Source organism: Limnohabitans sp. (genome assembly GCF_030158565.1).
Lineage (GTDB): Bacteria > Pseudomonadota > Gammaproteobacteria > Burkholderiales > Burkholderiaceae_C > Limnohabitans_A.
Genome location: NZ_JAOASQ010000056.1, coordinates 1 through 17,243 on the forward strand (window position 1 = coordinate 1; position 17,243 = coordinate 17,243).

Consider the following 17,243-nt stretch of genomic DNA (forward strand, 5'->3'; position numbering starts at 1 on the left):
TGTCGGTGTAGGTCTTGACCTTCTTGAAGGTGTCGAGCACCTTGGTCATGGTGGCACCAGTCAAAGCAGTTTGGTCCAGTTGCACCAAAGCTTTTTTGTAGAAGTCGGCACCGCCAACGCCCAGGGCCACGCTTTCAAACGTGGTGAAGTCTTGCCAGTTTTGACCACCGTGCGCGACGGGGATGATGCCGGCCTTCTTCAGGGCTTCGGCCGCCACAAAGAACTCGTCCCAGTTGGTCGGCACTTTGGCGCCAGCCTTTTTGAAGGCGGCGTTGCTGGCCCACAGCCAGTTCACGCGGTGCACGTTCACGGGCGCAGCGATGTAGTTGCCCTTGTATTTCATGACGCTGGCGACCACGGGGGGCAGCAAGCTGTCCCACTTCTCGGCCTTGGCCACATCGTCGATGTTGGCCAGCACGCCTTCAGCAGCCCACTCTTGCAAAGCGGGGCCCTTAATTTGTGCTGCAGCAGGGGCATTGCCCGAGACCACACGCGACTTGAGCACGGTCATGGCGTTGTCACCGCCGCCACCGGCCACTGCGAAGTCTTTCCAGGTGTGGCCTTTGCCTTGCAAAGTGGCCTTCAGGGCTGCGGCCGATTTGGCTTCGCCGCCGCTGGTCCAGTAGTGCAGCACTTCGACTTCACCGGCTTGCGCAGCCAAAGTCACCACGGCAGCCGTGGCCAACAGGGTGCGCTGGAACATTTTCAGAGTTTTCAAGAGAGTCTCCTGGTATGGGGGCCTGGGGCCCAAAGGTTGATGTTCGAGGCGGCTTGCCAGCCTTCCAGAACCTCGACAGGCGGAATATTAATGTTTCATTAATATATTAACACTAGGTTAAACCCTGATACAGGATTTGCCAAATGCGAGGCTGCAATCTGAACAATCCATTAAGCTTCAGGCATGAAACTGCTGCTTGCCGAAGACGATGCGATGCTGGCCGACGCCCTGACCACCCAGTTGGGCGGTGCCGGTTTTGAGGTGGAACACGCGCCCAACGGGGCGGTGGCCGACTATTTGCTGAGCAAGCAAAGCTTTGACATCGCGGTGCTCGACATTGGCCTGCCCATGATGGACGGGCTGTCGGTGCTCAAGCATGTGCGCCAGACCCAACCGGCTTTGCCGGTGTTGCTCTTGTCGGCCCGCGATGCGCTGGACGACCGCGTGGCGGGGCTGCAAGCCGGGGCCGACGATTACGTGACCAAGCCCTTTGACTTTCCCGAGCTGGTGGCGCGTTTGCAAGCTTTGTTGCGCCGCAGCCAACCAGCCAACTCATCGGCCCTCTTGGGACGGCTGAGCCTGGACCCCACCTCCCGCCGGGCCTTGGTGGCGGGTGAGCCGCTGGAGCTGAGCGGTCGCGAATGGACCTTGCTGGAACTGCTGGTCAACCAACGCGACAAGGTGGTCACCAAAGAACAAATCACGCAGACCTGGAGCGCTGAAGGCGGCGAGACCGGCGGCGGCAACTCGATCGAGGTGTACATCCACCGCCTGCGCCGCAAGCTCGAAGATGCGGGCCTGGTGATCCGCACCGTGCGGGGTCTGGGTTACCTCATGGAAACCGAGGCCTGAGGCCCTCATGTCCGATTCGCAGCACGCATCCAGCCCTGGGCAAGCCGGCGTCTCGCTGGCCCGGCAGCTGCTGCTGTGGGTCTTGCTGCCGCAACTGGTGTTGTGGATGGCCGGTGGCGTGGCCACTTACAGGTTTGCAGCGGGCTATGCCAACCAGGCCATCGACGCGAGCTTGCTGCAAGCGAGCCGTTCGTTGGCTCGCCAGCTCAAGCCCGTCGGCAATGGCTTGCTGATCGACTTTCCTCGGGCCGCACAAGACGTGCTCGAAGCCGACCCCTCAGACCGCCAGCTGTACATGGTCAGCTCGCCGCCTGGACAGTTCATCTTGGGCAACCAGTCCTTGCCACCGCCACCGACCTTGTCTGGCCCCGAAGGCCCGCGCGAACCCCAACTGAACACCCCTTACTTTTACGACGGCACCATGCCCGAGCACGACCGGAACTCGCGCCATGCCCCGGCGGGCCAGCCCCTGCGCTTGGTGGCCCTGTACCTGAGCTTTGGCGAGGACGGTGCCACGCCCCAGACCATGCTGGTGCAAGTCGCACGCAGTAGCGCCAACCGGGAAGAGCTGGCGCAGCGCATTTTGGTGGACATGTTGCTGCCCATGTCGTGCCTGGTGTTGTTGATGACGGTGATCGTGTGGCTGGGCATCCGCGCAGGTTTGTCGCCACTGGCCCGGCTGCGGCAGCAGGTCGAAGGTCGCGCACCCACAGATTTGGCCCCCTTACAGCTGGCCTCGGCCCCGCGCGAGCTGTGGTCGCTGGCCACCGCCATCAACACCTTGCTGGCCGCCGTGCAAAACACCGTGGCCACGCAAAAGCGTTTCATTGGCGATGCGGCGCACCAGTTGCGCACACCCTTGGCGGGCCTCAAAAGCCAGACCGAAATCGCCCTGCAATCAACCACCGACCCCGAGCTGCGTGCCCGCTTGCAGCGGGTACACGACAGCGCCACGCGCAGCGCCCACTTGGTCAACCAGCTGCTGACCCTGGCCCGCGCCGAGCCTGAATCGGTCATGGCGCAAGACCGCCAGCGCTTTGACCTGCACCGCATGGCCCAGACCCTGACGGCCGAATGGGTGCCCCGTGCCTTGAAAGCGCACATCGACTTGGGCATGGACGAACTCACCACCCAAGCGGTGTGGGTGCATGCCAATGAGCTCTTGATCCGCGAGGCCCTGACCAACCTGATCGACAACGCCCTGCATTACGCGGGCGCGGGCAGCCAGGTCACGGTGCGCGTGCAGCCCGCGCCCCTGACGCCTGAACATCTGAACGCGCCCATGGCCGTGCTGGAAGTGATCGACAACGGCCCGGGCATCCCGGCTGGCGACAAGGACCGCGTGTTTGAGCGCTTCGTGCGCGCCACCGACGCAGGCAACGGCTGCGGCCTGGGCCTGGCCATCGTCAAGGAAATCGTGGAACGCCATGCGGGCCAGGTCGAGCTGACCGATGCCCACCCTGGCCTGTGCGTGCGGGTGCGCTTGCCCATGGCCAGCGGCAACTGAACTTGAAACGCATTGGTAACTTTTCAGGACGTCCACGGCCTTGCAGCCTGATACCCTAGCCGCCCACACACCCATGGCCCACATGAACCACACCACCCCAGCCAACACGCCACGCCTTTTGGGCGACATCGGCGGCACCAATGCCCGCTTTGCCCTGGTGCATGGCGATGGCACACCCATCACGCAAGAAATCACGCTGCCCACTGGCCAGCACCCTGACCTGGCCGCCGCAGCGCAGGCCTATTTGCAACAAGCCGGTCAGCCCGCGGTGCGCGAGGCTTGCATCGCGATCGCCAACCCCATCGACGGCGATGTGCTGAAGATGACGAACAACCACTGGCAGTTCTCCATCGAAGCCACGCGCCAGCAACTGGGCCTGACCAGCCTGCTGATGCTCAACGACTGGGAAGCCATGGCCATGGCCGCTCCGGCCTTGAGAGGCAGCGACCTCGAACAAATCGGCTCGGGCGAACCTGTGCCCCATGCCCCCAAAGGCCTGATCGGCCCCGGCACCGGTCTGGGCGTGTCCTCGCTGGTGCGCTCGCGCCGCGGCGATTGGGTGCCCATTGCGGGCGAAGGGGGCCACGTGAGCCTGGCCCCCACCTGCGAGCGCGAAGCGGACATCTTGCGCATCCTGTGGCGCAGCTACCCGCATGTGTCTGCCGAGCGTGCTGTCTCGGGCATGGGGCTCGAGAATTTGTACAAAGCCATTTGCGAACTCAACGGCAGCACTGCAGAACCCTTGACGGCCGCGCAAGTGTCCGAGCGCGGTTTGGCCGCCAGCGATGTGGCCTGCGAAGAAGCACTGGACCGCATGTGCCGCTTGCTGGGCAATGCGGCCGCCAACCTGGCCGTGACGCTGGGCGCACGTGGCGGCATTTACATCGGCGGCGGCGTGATCGGCCGCTTGGGCGACTACTTTGCACAGTCGGGTTTTCGCACTGCGTTTGAAGCCAAAGGCCGCTTTGAAAACTACATGAAGCGCATCCCCACCTACGTGATCCGCGCCGAGCAACCCGCGCTGATTGGCTGCGCGATGGGCCTGGGCGTGATGCCAGGAAGACGTTGAAGCCGGCAATTCGGCAGCTTCAGCTCTGGCACACGCAAGCCCACATCAAGACAATCGCGTCACGCCTGGCAGCTCGCAGGCATAGACCGCATTGCGCAGCGCGGCAATCGCTTCATAGCGAGTAAAGCTGCGCCGCCAGGCCAGCACCACGCGGCGCGTGGGCGGCAAGCCGCCATGCGGATCGACGATGGGCAAATAACGCACATGGGCGTCACCATTGACCGACTTCTTGTCGGGCTGGGCCAAGGCTTCTTCGGGCACCGACAAACGCGGCACCAGGGTCACCCCCATGCCTGCGGCCACCATGTGTTTGATGGTCTCCAGCGAGGAGCCTTCAAAGCTTTTGCGGATGCCCTCAGTGCGGCTCGAAAACTTGGCAAATTCCGGGCACACCTCCAGCACATGGTCCCGAAAGCAATGCCCGGTGCCCAAGAGCAACATGGTCTCATCCTTGAGCTGATCGGTCGTCAACGAGGCCGCGCCCGCCAAAGCATGGTTGCGCGGCAAGGCCGCCACAAAGGGCTCGTCGTACAGCGGCGCGATGGCCAAGCCAGTGTCCGGAAAAGGCTCCGCCAGGATGGCGCAATCGATCTCGCCGGTGCGCAGCATCTCCAGCAAGCGCACCGTGAAGTTCTCTTGCAGCATGAGCGGCATTTGCGGCGTGTGGTCAATCACCTGCCGCACCAAGGCGGGCAAGATGTAGGGACCGATGGTGTAGATCACGCCCAAGCGCAAAGGCCCGGCCAGCGGGTCTTTGCCGCGCTTGGCGATCTCCTTGATCTCGGCGGCCTGCTCCAGCACGCTTTGCGCCTGGCGCACCACCTCATCGCCCAGCGCGGTGACGCTCACCTCGCTGGCGCTGCGCTCAAAGATTTTCATGTCCAGCTCTTCTTCGAGCTTCTTGATGGCCAGCGACAAGGTAGGTTGCGACACGTGGCAAGCCTCGGCCGCCTTGCCGAAATGCTTTTCGCGGGCCACGGCCACGATGTATTTGAGTTCGGTCAGGGTCATGGGCAGTATTTAAACATCAGGCCTTCAGATACTCGGATTTCCCGCCCAGCCAGCGGCCAATGTGGCGCTCGGCCAAGTCGGGGTATTGGTCCAGCATCTGCGGGGCCAAAGCGCGGGCCCACTCCAGCAAGGGCGTATCGGTTTCCAGATCGGCAAAGCGCAGCAAAGGCGCGCCCGACTGCCGCGCCCCCAAAAATTCGCCCGGCCCTCGAATTTCCAGATCGCGCCGGGCGATTTCAAACCCGTCGTTGGTCTCGACCATGGCGCGCAGCCGTTCACGCGCCGTCTCGCTCAGGCGACCGCCCTCGGGCGTGCCATAGAGCAGCACACAGGCCGACGCCGCCGCGCCGCGCCCCACCCTACCGCGCAGCTGGTGCAGCTGCGAGAGGCCAAAGCGCTCCGCGTGTTCGATCACCATCAGCGAGGCGTTGGGCACATCGACCCCCACCTCGATCACCGTTGTGCTGACCAACACGCCCATCTGACCACTGGTGAACAAGTCCATCACCGCCTTTTTCTCGGCCACAGGCATGCGCGAATGCAGCAAACCCACCATCACGCCGGGCAGTGCTTCGCTCAGGTCGGCATGGGTTTGGGTGGCATTGGTCAAGTCCAGCGCCTCACTTTCTTCGATCAGCGGGCAGACCCAATACACCTGCCGCCCCTGCTGCAACTGCGCCCCAATGCGCGCGACCACTTCGTCGCGGCGGTGGTCTGACACCACCCGGGTCAAGATGGGCGTGCGCCCGGGGGGCAGTTCGTCGATCACTGACACATCCAGATCGGCGTAATAGCTCATGGCCAGCGTGCGCGGGATCGGCGTGGCCGTCATCATCAGCATGTGAGGCTCCATGCCATCGGCCTGCATCTTGCCGCGCAGGGCCAGGCGCTGCGCCACGCCAAAGCGGTGCTGCTCGTCGATCACGGCCAGCGCCAGGTTCTTGAACTTGACGTGCTCCTGAATGACCGCGTGCGTGCCCACCACCAGCGCGGCCTCGCCCGACTCGATCAGCGCCAGCATGGCGGCGCGTTCTTTCTTCTTCTGGCTGCCAATCAGCCAAGCCACCTTGACGCCCAAGGGCTCCAGCCAACCGACCAGCTTGGCAAAGTGCTGGGTGGCCAGGATTTCGGTCGGGGCCATCAGGGCGCATTGCCAGCCCGCGTCCACGGCCACCATGGCCGCCAGCGCGGCGACCACCGTCTTGCCTGCGCCCACATCGCCTTGCAGGAGGCGGTGCATGGGCACATGGCGGGCCAAATCCTGGGCGATTTCCTGGCCCACACGTTGTTGCGCGTTCGTCAGGCCAAAAGGCAGCGCCTTGAGCAACTGGCCATACAAACCCTTGGGCTTCAACTTCAAAGCCGGGGCGCGCAGCAAATCACGTTCCCGCTTGGCCGTGAGCTGAGACAGCTGCTGCGCCAGCAACTCCTCGCATTTGAGGCGCACCCAGGCCGGGTGGCTGCGGTCTTCGAGCGCAGCCAGCGACACATCGGGCGTGGGGTGGTGCAAAAACTGCAGCGCATCGCGCAGTGACCAAGCCCCGCGCTTGTCGGGCCAGGCGATGCCACGCGGCAGGGTTTCGCTCAGGTCGGCATGGTTCAGGCCCGTGATCACGGCCCGCCGCAAATAAGCCTGTGCCAAGCCCGCCACTGTGGAATACACCGGCGTCAATGCTTCCGCCAGGTTGCCCCCTGCGGCCTTGAAGGTCGGGTGCATCATGGTCAGGCCCATGAAACCACCTTTGACCTCGCCCCGCGCACGGATGCGGTTGCCCACGGCCAGCGCTTTTTGGTGTGAGGGGTAAAAGCTGAAAAACCGCATCACGCAGGTGTCGGAGCCATCGTCCACCGTCACCAGCAACTGCCTGCGCGGCCGCATCGTGATCTCGCAGGCCGTCACCGTGGCTTCGATCTGCGCGGTATCGCCTTCACGCACATCCCGCAATTTGACGATGCGGGTCTCGTCCTCGTAGCGCAGCGGCAAATGCAGCGCCAGATCGATGTCACGCACCAAGCCCAGCTTGATCAGCGCTTTTTGAGGCGCGGACAGCGTTTTGGCAGGCGTGGTAGCGGGCTTGGGCGGCATGTCCGTGATTGTGCCTTTGGATGACGCCCAAAAACAAAGCCGCCCGAAGGCGGCTTTGTCTTGATGTGTGACGTTTCAGTGGTTCAAATTCAGAACTTGTAGCCCACGCCGATGCTCAGACCGTTGACTTTCAAACCATCTTTGTTGTGGTAGTTCATATAGCTACCGGTCACGTAAGTGCGCTTGTCGAAGTAGTAATTGGCGCCCACGCCAAAAGCGAAGGAGCCTTGTGTCGAGACATTGCTGGCATTGCTAGATTGATCGCTAGCTTCAAATTTGTTTTCCAGAAACCCCAAGCGCCCAAACACCTCGACTTCAGGGCTGACCATGACTTTGGGCTTCACAAACACGCCAAACGAGCTCTTGACCTTGGCATCAATACCGATGTTCTTGCCATTTGCGGTGATGCTGGATTTACCAGCACCAAGGCCCAAGTAGCCTTCAACGTCCACATTGGGGTGAACGTTGTAGCCCACGAGTCCCGAAAATGCGGATGGTTTAGTTTCGGTATTTACGCCATCAGAGGAGCTCTTGGCTGTCAATGCAGCCACAGAGCCTTCGACATAAACCTGTGCTTGAGCAGCTGCTGCAGTGGCGAGAACGGCTGTGACGCTCAGGAAACGGATCATTTTTTTCATATTGACTTTCAGTGGTTGATTTTTAGACGCGAACACCGTGTCCGCTGGGCACGAATTTTAGCCACCCAAAAGTTAACAATCTTGATAAATGTGTAAATATTTATTACTTTTAAATTGAGTGCGCTCGTAGCCGATGCAGCTGCGCAAGCAAGCGCGGCAATGACCAGATTGAAGGCCAACAGCCTCAGTAGCCAAGCCAGACCCGCATTCTTGTCCTCAACGTGCGCGAACCCAAACCAGGTTCTTACAATCCATGCTTTCCAACTTCGAACGGGCCTGTCCGGCCCTGAAGCATGACCACTCTTTCTGCCTCCCCCCGCGAATTCACACTCCGTGATTTCGACTTCGAACTCCCCCCCGCGCTGATTGCCCAACACCCTGCTGCCGAGCGCAGCGGTTCTCGCTTGCTGGATGGTTCCTCCAGCACCGTGGTCGATCGCATCTTCCGTGAGCTGCCCGACTTGATCCATGCGGGCGACCTGCTGGTGTTCAACGACACCAAGGTGGTCAAGGCGCGCATCTTTGGCGAGAAGGCCTCGGGCGGCAAGCTGGAGCTGCTGATCGAGCGCGTGCTACCCGGCCATCAGGTGGTGGCGCACATGAAGGTCAGCAAAAAACCTTTGCTGGGCGGCAAGATGTTCATGATGGGCGGCGCCCACAACGGTGGTTTTGATGCCACCCTGCTGGGCCGCTGGCCTGATGAAAACGGCCAGCTGTTCCATTTGCAACTGAGCGATGAGCCGCATGCGCTGATGGAAAAGCACGGCCATGTGCCGCTGCCGCCCTACATTGCGCACACCGACACCGCAGAAGACGCGCAGCGCTACCAAACCGTGTTTGCCCGCGCCCCCGGTGCGGTGGCAGCGCCCACGGCAGCGCTGCACTTTGACGAAGCCCTGCTGGCCCAGCTGGAGGCCCGTGGCGTGCAACGCGCCAGCGTGACGCTGCATGTGGGTGCGGGCACCTTCCAGCCCGTCAAGACCGAGAACATCGCCGAGCACACCATGCACCGCGAGTGGTACGAGGTGCCCGAGGCCACGCAACAGGCCATAGCAGCGTGCAAGGCGCGAGGTGGCCAAGTGGTCGCTGTGGGCACGACCACGGTGCGCACGCTCGAATCCTGGGCCAAGTTCAAACAGGCCAGCGGCGACACGCAGATCTTCATCACACCGGGGTTTGAATTCCAAGTGGTGGACCGGCTGATCACCAACTTCCACCTGCCCAAGAGCACGCTGATGATGCTGGTCAGCGCCTTTGCAGGGTATGAGCACATCATGGGTCTGTACCGACACGCGATCGCGAACCAGTACCGGTTCTTCAGTTATGGGGATGCGATGCTGTTGACACACACAACAATGGACTGAGCAAGCGCCTGTCGGCTGCATTACAATTGCATTGCAATCGAAAGGTTTCAAGATGAAATCCGCAACACTCCCCGCGCTGCGTGTCAGCCCAGATCTGAGGCAAGCCGCCGAAAAGGCACTCCGGCCCCATGAAACCATTTCCAAGCTGATGGAAACATCGCTGGAGAGGTTCATCGCACACCGAGCGGCTGAAGACGAGTTCATCGCACGTGGGCTGCGCTCAGCCGAGGAGGCTCGCCAAAGTCAGGTCTACTTTTCTGCCGATGAAGTACTGCAGGAATTGAAAAGTAAGCTGGCCAAAGCAAAGTCTTCTGCATCCTGAACCGGAGCAGACCCGATCATGGGTGAATTTCAGGTCCGCTTCACTGAAAAAGCCAAATCCGATCTGAATCGGCTGTACGACTTCCTTTTGGAATTTGACATCGTTACCGCCGAGCGCTCACTTCAAGCGATTGAAGATGGTCTGGGGTTTCTGCGCCGATCACCCTTCTCGTGTCGTAAAGCTGCAGACGGCGCGCACGGCCCACTGCTCAGAGAACTCATCATCCCGTTTGGTGCCTCAGGTTATCTGGCGCTTTTCGAAATTGAGGATGCCCATACGGTCACCATCCTCGCACTGCGACATCAGCGCGAAGACGATTTCCACTGATGGAAGTTGCTCCCCGCAGGCATTAGCCCAGCTGAAGAAACACCCGCCCGCCTTCGATCTTGACCGGCCAGGTCTTGGCCGGCTCGGTCGCTGGGCCGCAGGCCACTGAACCATCGCGCAGGCTGAACTGGGCCTGGTGGAAGGGGCACTCTACATGGTCGCCCTCCACGAACCCATCGCACAGCTTGGCGTTGCCGTGGGTGCACAGGTTGTTGATGGCGAAGACTTCGCCGTCCACGCTGAACAGGGCAATGTCCTGGCCCTCGGGGGCCACGGCGATGCCTGCGCCCTCAAACAAATCGGCCTCGGCGGCCACGTCGGTCCAGTTGCTCATTGCTGTGTTGGTCATGTTTTGTGCTCGTTCGTCGAATGTTGGTCTTCTCTGTCATCCCGGCCTCCGAACCGGGATCCACGCCTTCTGAAGATGGACCCCGGGTCAAGCCCGGGGTGACGGAGGCGTAGAAAGTGACAGGTGCATAGAAGGTGACAGGTGCATAGAAGGTGAAAGACGCATAAAAGGTGGCAAAGACACAGGGAGGGTGATGGATGCGTCTATCTTGTTGGCTCAGATGGGGTAAATGATGGAGTTGGGGATCATTTCGCTGTCGTACACGCACAGGCGCTCGGCGAACTTGAAGCCCTCGGGCGTTTGCACGATGGTGTCAATGTAGCGGCCCACATTGAACACCGTGCTTTCCTTGTCGAACTTGGTGCGAAACACCGCGTAATTGGCTTCGCTGTGGATGCGGCCGTTTTCGACTTTGCGCACCATGGGCGCGCCCACCACATGCCGTTGGTAATAGGGGTCGTGGTACAGCGTTTCCTGGATGCCGTACACGCGGTCCTTGAGCATGCCTTTGCTGGTCAGCGACAGCGTGCACAGCGGAAAACCTCGCTCAAAATTTTCACGCGGCTGCAGTTTGTACACGCATTGCTCGGTGAAGAATTCAGGCCACAGATCCCAATGGCCGCTGTCCACGGCGCTGGCGTAATCGGCATAGAGCTGCTGGATGCCGAACCAAGTTTGCATATCGACCATGATCAAGCCTCCATCACTTTGCGCCAGTATTCGTACATGCCTCGAATGAGGGTTTCGGTCACCATGTGGTCCGTCTCGCCCACATCGCGTCCGCCCAGCTCCACCAGCATGCGGTGCTCGGGTTTGGTCTCAAAGGCCTGCTGCGAAAACTCGATCACCTCGCCGTCGTCCGCGCTCACAAAACCGGCCGGGCCAAACAGGTTGGACTGGCGCAAGCGGCGCTCGGTCATCTCGGGCGTGTCGTCTTCAAAGCCAAAGTGCGTCCAGACAAAGTCAAACGCACCATGTCCATCGGGCTGGATGTGGCGGGTGGACACGCTGTTGACCTGCTGCTGAAAAATCACGCTGGGGAACAGCGTCATCATCACGGCGGTGGGCATCTTGTCTTCCATCTGCCACCAGCCCTCGGGCACGATGTCCAGAAAGCTCGGGTCGTTGAGTTGCATGCTTTCCTTGAAGCTGCTGACTTGCGTGACCTGCGCCGCAGCGCCCGTTGCCTGGCCCGCGCTGCCGCGGGTCGAGACCATGGCGGCGTGGCGGTGGTGCGCGTCCATGCGCAGCTCGCTCTTGTTGTCGGCACGCCAAAGGCCAAAGGTCACAAACCAGGTGTGCAGCAGGCCGGGGTGATACGGGTCTTTGATGTTTTCCTGCATCAGCTTCCAGTTGCCCGGAATGCGCTGGCGGTTGTAGCCCAGCACCACCAGTTTTCGGCCATTGAACAGACGGTCAAAGTATTTCAGGATCGTTGGCCCCATGAAGTCTTCGAGCGACTCCACCGAGTGGTCAAACGACGCGAACACCACGCCGCCGCGTGTGGCTACTTTCAGGGCTGTGAGGCCATGGTCTTTGGGGTCAAAGTCGGCGGGCATGCCGCCGTTGACTTTGCCGTCTTGCCGCACGCCGCGCCGAAATGGCACGCCCTGCAAATCGCCTTGCAGCGTGTAGCTCCACTGGTGGTACGGGCAGACAAACTCTTTCTTGTTGCCATGGCGCTCGCGGCAAAACTGCATGCCCCGGTGGGCGCAGACGTTCTCAACCACATGGATCTGGCCGTCGTTGCTGCGCGTCATGATGACCGAGCGCTCGCCCACCACGGTGCGCTTGAAGTCGCCGGGGTTCGGGATCTCGGCCTCCAGGCCCACATAGCTCCAGTGGCTTTTGTAAAAGAAGCGCTCCAGCTCCTTCTTGTGCCGGTCTTCGTCGGTGTACACGGCAAACGGCACGCGGCTGGTGCCTTCCGTTTCCCAGTGGATGGGGTGTTCGGTCATGGTGTCTCTTTCTATTCGGTTTTTTGTAGGTCGGACCTTCAGGTCCGACGCTGGCGTTTGCGGAGGCAGAGATGTCGGGGCTAAAGCCACCGACCTACAGCCGCCGACCTACAAGACTTGACGCGCATCATGCTCAAATGATCGAATTCCGTAAATCGAAATTCAAAGATAATCATTATCCGAATTTCGAATAACACTATCGCCCCCATGGAACTCGCCCGCCTCGACCTGAACCTGCTGCTGGTGTTCCACCACCTGTTGCGCGAAAAACGCGTGTCTGCAGTGGCCACCGTGCTGGGCATGAGCCAGCCCGCCGTCAGCAGTGCGCTGGGCCGCTTGCGCGCCAGCTTGGGCGACGAGTTGTTTTTGCGCACCCAGCGCGGCATGGAACCCACGCCCTACGCCCTGCAACTGGCCGAGCCCGTGGCCGCCGCCCTCGACGGCTTGCAGCAAGCGCTCAATGTGCGCGCCTCGTTTGACCATGCCACCAGCGAGCGCCGCTTTACGCTGGCCATGACCGATGTGGGCGAAATGTATTTCCTGCCCGTGCTGATGGACGCGCTGGCCCACGCCGCCCCCGGCGTCACCCTCAACGTGGTGGCCGTGACCAGCGCCAGCCTGAAAGACGACATGGCCTCGGGCCGCACCGACTTGGCGCTGGGCCTGCTGCCGCAACTGCAAGCGGGCTTCTTTCAGCAGTCGCTGTTTCGCCAGCCCTATGTTTGCCTGATGCGCGAAGGCCACCCATTGGCCAGCAAAGACGACTTGACCCTGCCCGACTTTGCCGCGGCCAGCCATGTGCGCGTCATCGCCGCAGGCACGGGCCACGGCCGGGTGGACGAAGCACTGGAACGGCAGGGTCTGCAGCGCCGCATTCGCCTCACAGTGCCGCACTACGTCGCTTTGGGCGATGTGCTGGGCCACTCGGACCTGATCGCCACAGTGCCTGAGCGCTTTGCCCAGCGCGTGACAGGCCCCTTTACTTTGACGGCGCGGCCACTGCCGCTGGCGGTGGACGGCAGCGTCATCCACCAGTTCTGGCATGCACACTTGCACAAAGATCCAGGGCACCAGTGGCTGCGGGGTCAGTTGACCCAGCTCTTTGGCGACAGCGCTCACCCCGCAACGACTCAAAGCGCTTGAGCGCTGGGCTTGGGTCTGCCCCACAAGACTTAATGGTGCAGCCGCTGTACAAAAAAATACATTTATTACTCTAATTACTACTTTGTTAGCAGTTTGTTTACTATTATGTTTTTCTTTTGCAACAAGGAAAAACTCAACCATGATTTCCAAACGACAGAACCCCTTGCTTATGGGCTGGGGATTGAGCTTGATCAGCCTGTGCGCCATGCAAGCCACTGCAGCCACCCACCACGATGGCAACGGCAACGTGGGTTATGACACTTTGGCTGAATGTGTGGCGGCCATCGAGTCCGGGGATGCCAAGTTTTACCAACCGTACACCACACATGCACCTCTCAAACGTGCTGGTGAAGTCGACGTTCGCGCCATGGAACTCAAGGCCCTGACGGTCGCAGACTACACCAAAGGATCTTGCGACGTGGGCACCCACAGAGCCCATGAACGCGACGGCGTCAGTGCCAAGTTGGTCGGCAAGTTCGTTCCGTTCTCTCCCAACATGCCGGTCAACGCCTACTTTGACAGCACCGGAAAATTGGTGCGCGCCAGCATGCTGCAGTGCGATAACAATTTCAGCGGGGCTTTCCCTCGCCCATTGGGCACACCCGTCAGTGCTCAAGCCCATTCGGAATGCTTTGCATCGGTGCAAATTCCGGCCAAGTTCGAACCCAAAACCGAACGCGTCATCAAGATTGCAGAAACGTCACGCATGGAGGTCGTTCCCGCGACTTACAAGACAGTGACCGAACAAGTCTTGGTCACCCCCGAAATCAAAAAACAGATTTCCGTGCCGGCCACCTATAAAACCATCCAAGAGACTGTGGTCGTGCAACCAGCGTCGGAGCGTGAAGAGCCCATCCCGGCCACGTACAAAGCGGTCAGCGAGCGTATTTTGGTCAAACCCGAAAGCAAGCGACTTGAAGTGGTGCCAGCCACGTACAAAACCGTCACAGAAAAAGTGTTGGTCACACCCGAGAAAAAAGTCCTGAGGGTCATTCCTGCGCAATACGAAGACCGCGAAGAAACCGTAGACGATCGTCCAGCCACAACGCGCGCAGAAACGGTCCCAGCCACGTTCAAGACCGTCACAGAAAAAGTGATGATCAAGCCTGAGAGGCTTTCTTATGTTCCGCTGTCTTTGCCAACGAAAGCCGTTCGAGAAGAAGTCGTTTTGCGCGCTCAAAGCAGTCGCTTTGAAGTGATTCCTGCCACTTACAAAACGGTCACAGAACAGGTGGAAATCAAACCTGCAGGCAAACGACTTGTGACCACCGAACCTGTCTTTGAAACCGTGACCGAACGGATCAAAACTGCAGATGCCCACAAAGAATGGAAACGTGGCCGAGCCTGGATCGGCGTTGCGCTGGATGTGAAACCTCTAAAAGGTTTTGCAGTGGGCGCAGACAGCAAATTCCTTGATGGCAACCGCCTTGGGATTCCCGCTGCCGCAGACAGCAGCAAGGGATCTCTGGAAACACGCGTGATCACTGGTGACAACACCAACTTGGACGATGATGTGCTGTGCTTGGTTGAAGTTCCTGCCCAGTACGAAACGATCAGCCGCCAAGTCCTCAAGACCGCAGCGATCACCAGAGAAATTGATGTTCCAGCCCAGTACACCACCGTGACACGTCGCGTGGTAGATCGCGAAGCAAGTCGCAAGGAAATCACCATTCCCGGCCAAAACCAGACCGTGACCCGCAGGGTGATCGATCTGGACCTGCTCAAGATGCAAGGCTTCCGCTTTGATGACAATGGCGACATCGTTGCCACGCCAACTGGTGACCGCGTATTGCGTGCTGCAAGCCTGCAAAAGTCCAACGCTGGCAAGTCGGCAGGCGCAGCATCTGGCGAGGAAGCTTATGTGCGCGAAGTAAAAACGCCCGCGCAATACGTCAACGTGTCACGCCAAGTGCTCGATCAACCGGCCTCCGTCAAAACCATCGAGCTGCCTGGCACCACCAAAGTCATCAAATCACGAGTGGAAGTGAGTCCCGCCAAAACCGAAGAGGTGCTTTTGGCACCAGCGGTCTACAGCACCATCACCAAGCAGGTGCTTGAAACGGCAGCCTCCACACGCGAAGTCACGGTGCCAGCGGAATACCGCACCGTGGAGCGTCAAGTGGTTGACACCCCAGCATCGGTTCGCAAAATCCCGGTCCCTGCTGTCACGCAACAGGTTCCACGTCGTGTCATTGACAGCCCAGCCAGCGTTCGCGAAGAAGTGATACCGGCCGTGTACAAGTCTGTGACACGCCAAGTTGTAGATGCAAGCCCCACCGTGCGAGAAATCAAAGTACCAGCGCAGTACGAAGACCTGCAATACCAGGTCAAAGTTGCCGATGCTCGCATTGAGCGACGCGCCGTCCTGTGCGAAACCAACGCAACGCCGTCCAAGATCATGGAAATCCAGCGTGCATTGCTGGCGGCAGGGTACAACCCCGGTCGCATCGATGGTTTCATCCGTGCCAACACGATGAAAGCCGTCAACGCTTATCAAAAAACCAAGGGCTTGCCTGTTGATGGCTTCCTCAACCTGGAAACCGTGAAAGCATTGGGTATTTCGCCCAACTGACAAGCACCGGTGATCAAGACTCCCTCTGAGTGAGTCTTGAGTCTCAACCCGTTTTGCCTCCATTCGTCAATGATGATCCATTGACGCAACGGGGGCAAGACGGGTTGTTTTTTTGGGGACCAACAGCACTCCTACAATCTCTGCATGCTCAAATTCGACCTGCTCAAAACCGACCCCTCCAGCCACGCCCGTCGCGGCACACTGACCCTGAACCATGGCGTGGTGCAAACGCCCATCTTCATGCCGGTCGGCACATATGGCACGGTCAAAGGCGTGATGCCACGCAGCCTGCACGAGATGGGCGCGCAGATCATTCTGGGCAACACCTTCCACCTGTGGATGCGCCCGGGCCTGGACATCATGAAAGGCTTTGGCGGCCTGCACCAGTTTGAAAAATGGGACAAACCGATCCTCACCGACTCGGGCGGTTTTCAGGTCTGGTCGCTGGGCGACATGCGCAAGATCACCGAAGAAGGCGTGACCTTTGCCAGCCCCGTGAACGGCGACAAGCTCTTCATGTCGCCCGAAGTGAGCATGCAGATCCAGACCATCCTGAACTCGGACATCGTGATGCAGCTCGACGAGTGCACGCCTTACGAGACCAAGGGCCACCTGACGACCGAGGCCGAAGCGCGCAAATCGATGGAGATGAGCCGCCGCTGGGCCGTGCGCAGCAAAGACGAATTCGCCCGCCTGGAAAACCCGAACGCCCTGTTTGGCATCGTGCAAGGCGGCATGTTTGAAAACCTGCGCCAGGAATCGCTCGAAGCGCTGGTGGAGATGGACTTCCCCGGTTACGCCGTGGGCGGCGTGAGCGTGGGCGAGCCCAAAGAGCAGATGCTGCAAATCATGGCGCACACGCCGCACCGCCTGCCTGCCCACAAGCCGCGCTACCTGATGGGCGTGGGCACGCCAGAGGATTTGGTGCAGGGCGTGGCCGATGGCGTGGACATGTTCGACTGCGTGATGCCCACCCGCAACGCCCGCAACGGCACGGTGTTCACCCGCTTTGGCGACCTGAAGCTGCGCAACGCCCGCCACAAAAACGACCCGCAACCGCTGGATACCAGTTGCACCTGCCATGCCTGTGCGGGAACGTCCGGCGTGTCGTGGGACCAAGGCGGCCGCGACGGCTTCAGCCGCGCTTACATGCACCACCTGGACCGCTGCGGCGAAATGCTCGGCCCCATGCTGACCACCATCCACAACCTGCATTACTACCTGAACCTGATGCGAGAAGTGCGCGAGTCGCTGGACGCAGGCCAGTTCTCGCAGTTCCGGGCGCAGTTCAAGTCGGATCGAACACGCGGCGTGTGAACATCCAGGT

The 17,243-nt window shown here is 60.4% G+C and carries 16 protein-coding genes; 9 read left to right on the plus strand and 7 right to left on the minus strand.

What is annotated here, in order from left to right:
• Positions 1-703 (minus strand): ABC transporter substrate-binding protein (locus Q1W40_RS11765; protein WP_300712234.1); only part of this gene is annotated, 703 nt, incomplete at its 3' end.
• Between the two features lie 198 nt (positions 704-901).
• On the opposite strand from Q1W40_RS11765, the gene Q1W40_RS11770 reads away from it, so the two are divergent.
• The 3 genes from Q1W40_RS11770 to Q1W40_RS11780 all read left to right on the plus strand — a co-directional run bounded on the left by Q1W40_RS11770 (position 902) and on the right by Q1W40_RS11780 (position 4,146).
• Complete coding sequence (locus tag Q1W40_RS11770; RefSeq protein WP_300712139.1) at positions 902-1,570, plus strand: response regulator transcription factor; 669 nt, start codon at positions 902-904, stop codon at positions 1,568-1,570.
• Between the two features lie 7 nt (positions 1,571-1,577).
• Entirely contained in the window at positions 1,578-3,077 is a 1,500-nt protein-coding gene (locus Q1W40_RS11775; protein WP_300712142.1) for a sensor histidine kinase, read from the plus strand.
• 82 nt (positions 3,078-3,159) lie between these two features.
• Positions 3,160-4,146, plus strand: coding sequence for a glucokinase (locus Q1W40_RS11780; protein ID WP_300712149.1), 987 nt, complete (start codon positions 3,160-3,162; stop codon positions 4,144-4,146).
• 45 nt (positions 4,147-4,191) lie between these two features.
• On the opposite strand, the gene Q1W40_RS11785 is transcribed toward Q1W40_RS11780, so the two are convergent.
• The 3 genes from Q1W40_RS11785 to Q1W40_RS11795 form a co-directional block, all read right to left on the minus strand.
• On the minus strand, positions 4,192-5,157 hold the full coding sequence (locus Q1W40_RS11785) for a hydrogen peroxide-inducible genes activator (protein WP_300712151.1): 966 nt from the start codon (positions 5,155-5,157) through the stop codon (positions 4,192-4,194).
• A gap of 16 nt (positions 5,158-5,173) precedes the next feature.
• A complete protein-coding gene (recG, locus tag Q1W40_RS11790; RefSeq protein WP_300712153.1) occupies positions 5,174-7,243 on the minus strand; it encodes an ATP-dependent DNA helicase RecG in 2,070 nt (689 codons plus the stop codon).
• Positions 7,244-7,332: 89 nt separating this feature from the next.
• Positions 7,333-7,881, minus strand: a complete 549-nt coding sequence (locus tag Q1W40_RS11795) for an outer membrane beta-barrel protein (protein ID WP_300712156.1) — start codon at positions 7,879-7,881, stop codon at positions 7,333-7,335.
• Positions 7,882-8,174: 293 nt separating this feature from the next.
• Between Q1W40_RS11795 and queA the strand changes: the two genes are divergently transcribed.
• The 3 genes from queA to Q1W40_RS11810 are packed head-to-tail and all read left to right on the plus strand — an operon-like array spanning position 8,175 to position 9,894.
• A complete protein-coding gene (queA, locus tag Q1W40_RS11800) occupies positions 8,175-9,245 on the plus strand; it encodes a tRNA preQ1(34) S-adenosylmethionine ribosyltransferase-isomerase QueA (protein WP_300712159.1) in 1,071 nt (356 codons plus the stop codon).
• Positions 9,246-9,297: 52 nt separating this feature from the next.
• The gene (locus Q1W40_RS11805) at positions 9,298-9,567 is read left to right on the plus strand and encodes a YlcI/YnfO family protein (protein WP_300712162.1); all 270 of its coding nucleotides are present in this window, start codon (positions 9,298-9,300) and stop codon (positions 9,565-9,567) included.
• 18 nt (positions 9,568-9,585) lie between these two features.
• The gene (locus Q1W40_RS11810; protein WP_300712165.1) at positions 9,586-9,894 is read left to right on the plus strand and encodes a type II toxin-antitoxin system RelE/ParE family toxin; all 309 of its coding nucleotides are present in this window, start codon (positions 9,586-9,588) and stop codon (positions 9,892-9,894) included.
• 22 nt (positions 9,895-9,916) lie between these two features.
• Here Q1W40_RS11810 and Q1W40_RS11815 read toward each other — a convergent pair whose 3' ends face one another.
• The 3 genes from Q1W40_RS11815 to Q1W40_RS11825 all read right to left on the minus strand — a co-directional run bounded on the left by Q1W40_RS11815 (position 9,917) and on the right by Q1W40_RS11825 (position 12,201).
• Entirely contained in the window at positions 9,917-10,243 is a 327-nt protein-coding gene (locus Q1W40_RS11815; protein WP_300712168.1) for a non-heme iron oxygenase ferredoxin subunit, read from the minus strand.
• Between the two features lie 216 nt (positions 10,244-10,459).
• The gene (locus Q1W40_RS11820) at positions 10,460-10,933 is read right to left on the minus strand and encodes an aromatic-ring-hydroxylating dioxygenase subunit beta (protein WP_300712171.1); all 474 of its coding nucleotides are present in this window, start codon (positions 10,931-10,933) and stop codon (positions 10,460-10,462) included.
• A 2-nt stretch (positions 10,934-10,935) separates the two neighbouring features.
• Entirely contained in the window at positions 10,936-12,201 is a 1,266-nt protein-coding gene (locus Q1W40_RS11825) for an aromatic ring-hydroxylating dioxygenase subunit alpha (RefSeq protein WP_300712174.1), read from the minus strand.
• A gap of 207 nt (positions 12,202-12,408) precedes the next feature.
• Here Q1W40_RS11825 and Q1W40_RS11830 point away from each other — a divergent pair, with 207 nt between their 5' ends.
• The 3 genes from Q1W40_RS11830 (at position 12,409) to tgt (ending at position 17,233) form a co-directional block, all read left to right on the plus strand.
• Positions 12,409-13,344: a LysR family transcriptional regulator gene (locus Q1W40_RS11830; protein WP_300712177.1), complete on the plus strand. Its 936-nt coding sequence runs from the start codon at positions 12,409-12,411 to the stop codon at positions 13,342-13,344.
• Positions 13,304-15,916, plus strand: a complete 2,613-nt coding sequence (locus Q1W40_RS11835; RefSeq protein WP_300712180.1) for a peptidoglycan-binding domain-containing protein — start codon at positions 13,304-13,306, stop codon at positions 15,914-15,916. The genes Q1W40_RS11830 and Q1W40_RS11835 overlap by 41 nt, the downstream gene beginning before the upstream one ends.
• 144 nt (positions 15,917-16,060) lie before the next feature.
• Positions 16,061-17,233 (plus strand): tRNA guanosine(34) transglycosylase Tgt, encoded by a 1,173-nt coding sequence (gene tgt, locus Q1W40_RS11840; protein WP_300712183.1) that lies wholly within the window; start codon positions 16,061-16,063, stop codon positions 17,231-17,233.
• Positions 17,234-17,243: the final 10 nt, after the last annotated feature.

Bases quoted from the DNA above. Each gene is read 5' to 3' on its own strand.
- Q1W40_RS11795 (WP_300712156.1), bottom strand. From the start codon at position 7,881: ATGAAAAAAATGATCCGTTTCCTGAGCGTCACAGCCGTTCTCGCCACT.
- Q1W40_RS11815 (WP_300712168.1), bottom strand. From the start codon at position 10,243: ATGACCAACACAGCAATGAGCAACTGGACCGACGTGGCCGCCGAGGCC.
- queA (WP_300712159.1), top strand. From the start codon at position 8,175: ATGACCACTCTTTCTGCCTCCCCCCGCGAATTCACACTCCGTGATTTC.
- Q1W40_RS11785 (WP_300712151.1), bottom strand. From the start codon at position 5,157: ATGACCCTGACCGAACTCAAATACATCGTGGCCGTGGCCCGCGAAAAG.
- Q1W40_RS11830 (WP_300712177.1), top strand. From the start codon at position 12,409: ATGGAACTCGCCCGCCTCGACCTGAACCTGCTGCTGGTGTTCCACCAC.
- Q1W40_RS11775 (WP_300712142.1), top strand. From the start codon at position 1,578: ATGTCCGATTCGCAGCACGCATCCAGCCCTGGGCAAGCCGGCGTCTCG.
- Q1W40_RS11820 (WP_300712171.1), bottom strand. From the start codon at position 10,933: ATGGTCGATATGCAAACTTGGTTCGGCATCCAGCAGCTCTATGCCGAT.
- Q1W40_RS11825 (WP_300712174.1), bottom strand. From the start codon at position 12,201: ATGACCGAACACCCCATCCACTGGGAAACGGAAGGCACCAGCCGCGTG.
- tgt (WP_300712183.1), top strand. From the start codon at position 16,061: ATGCTCAAATTCGACCTGCTCAAAACCGACCCCTCCAGCCACGCCCGT.
- Q1W40_RS11780 (WP_300712149.1), top strand. From the start codon at position 3,160: ATGAACCACACCACCCCAGCCAACACGCCACGCCTTTTGGGCGACATC.
- recG (WP_300712153.1), bottom strand. From the start codon at position 7,243: ATGCCGCCCAAGCCCGCTACCACGCCTGCCAAAACGCTGTCCGCGCCT.
- Q1W40_RS11770 (WP_300712139.1), top strand. From the start codon at position 902: ATGAAACTGCTGCTTGCCGAAGACGATGCGATGCTGGCCGACGCCCTG.
- Q1W40_RS11805 (WP_300712162.1), top strand. From the start codon at position 9,298: ATGAAATCCGCAACACTCCCCGCGCTGCGTGTCAGCCCAGATCTGAGG.
- Q1W40_RS11810 (WP_300712165.1), top strand. From the start codon at position 9,586: ATGGGTGAATTTCAGGTCCGCTTCACTGAAAAAGCCAAATCCGATCTG.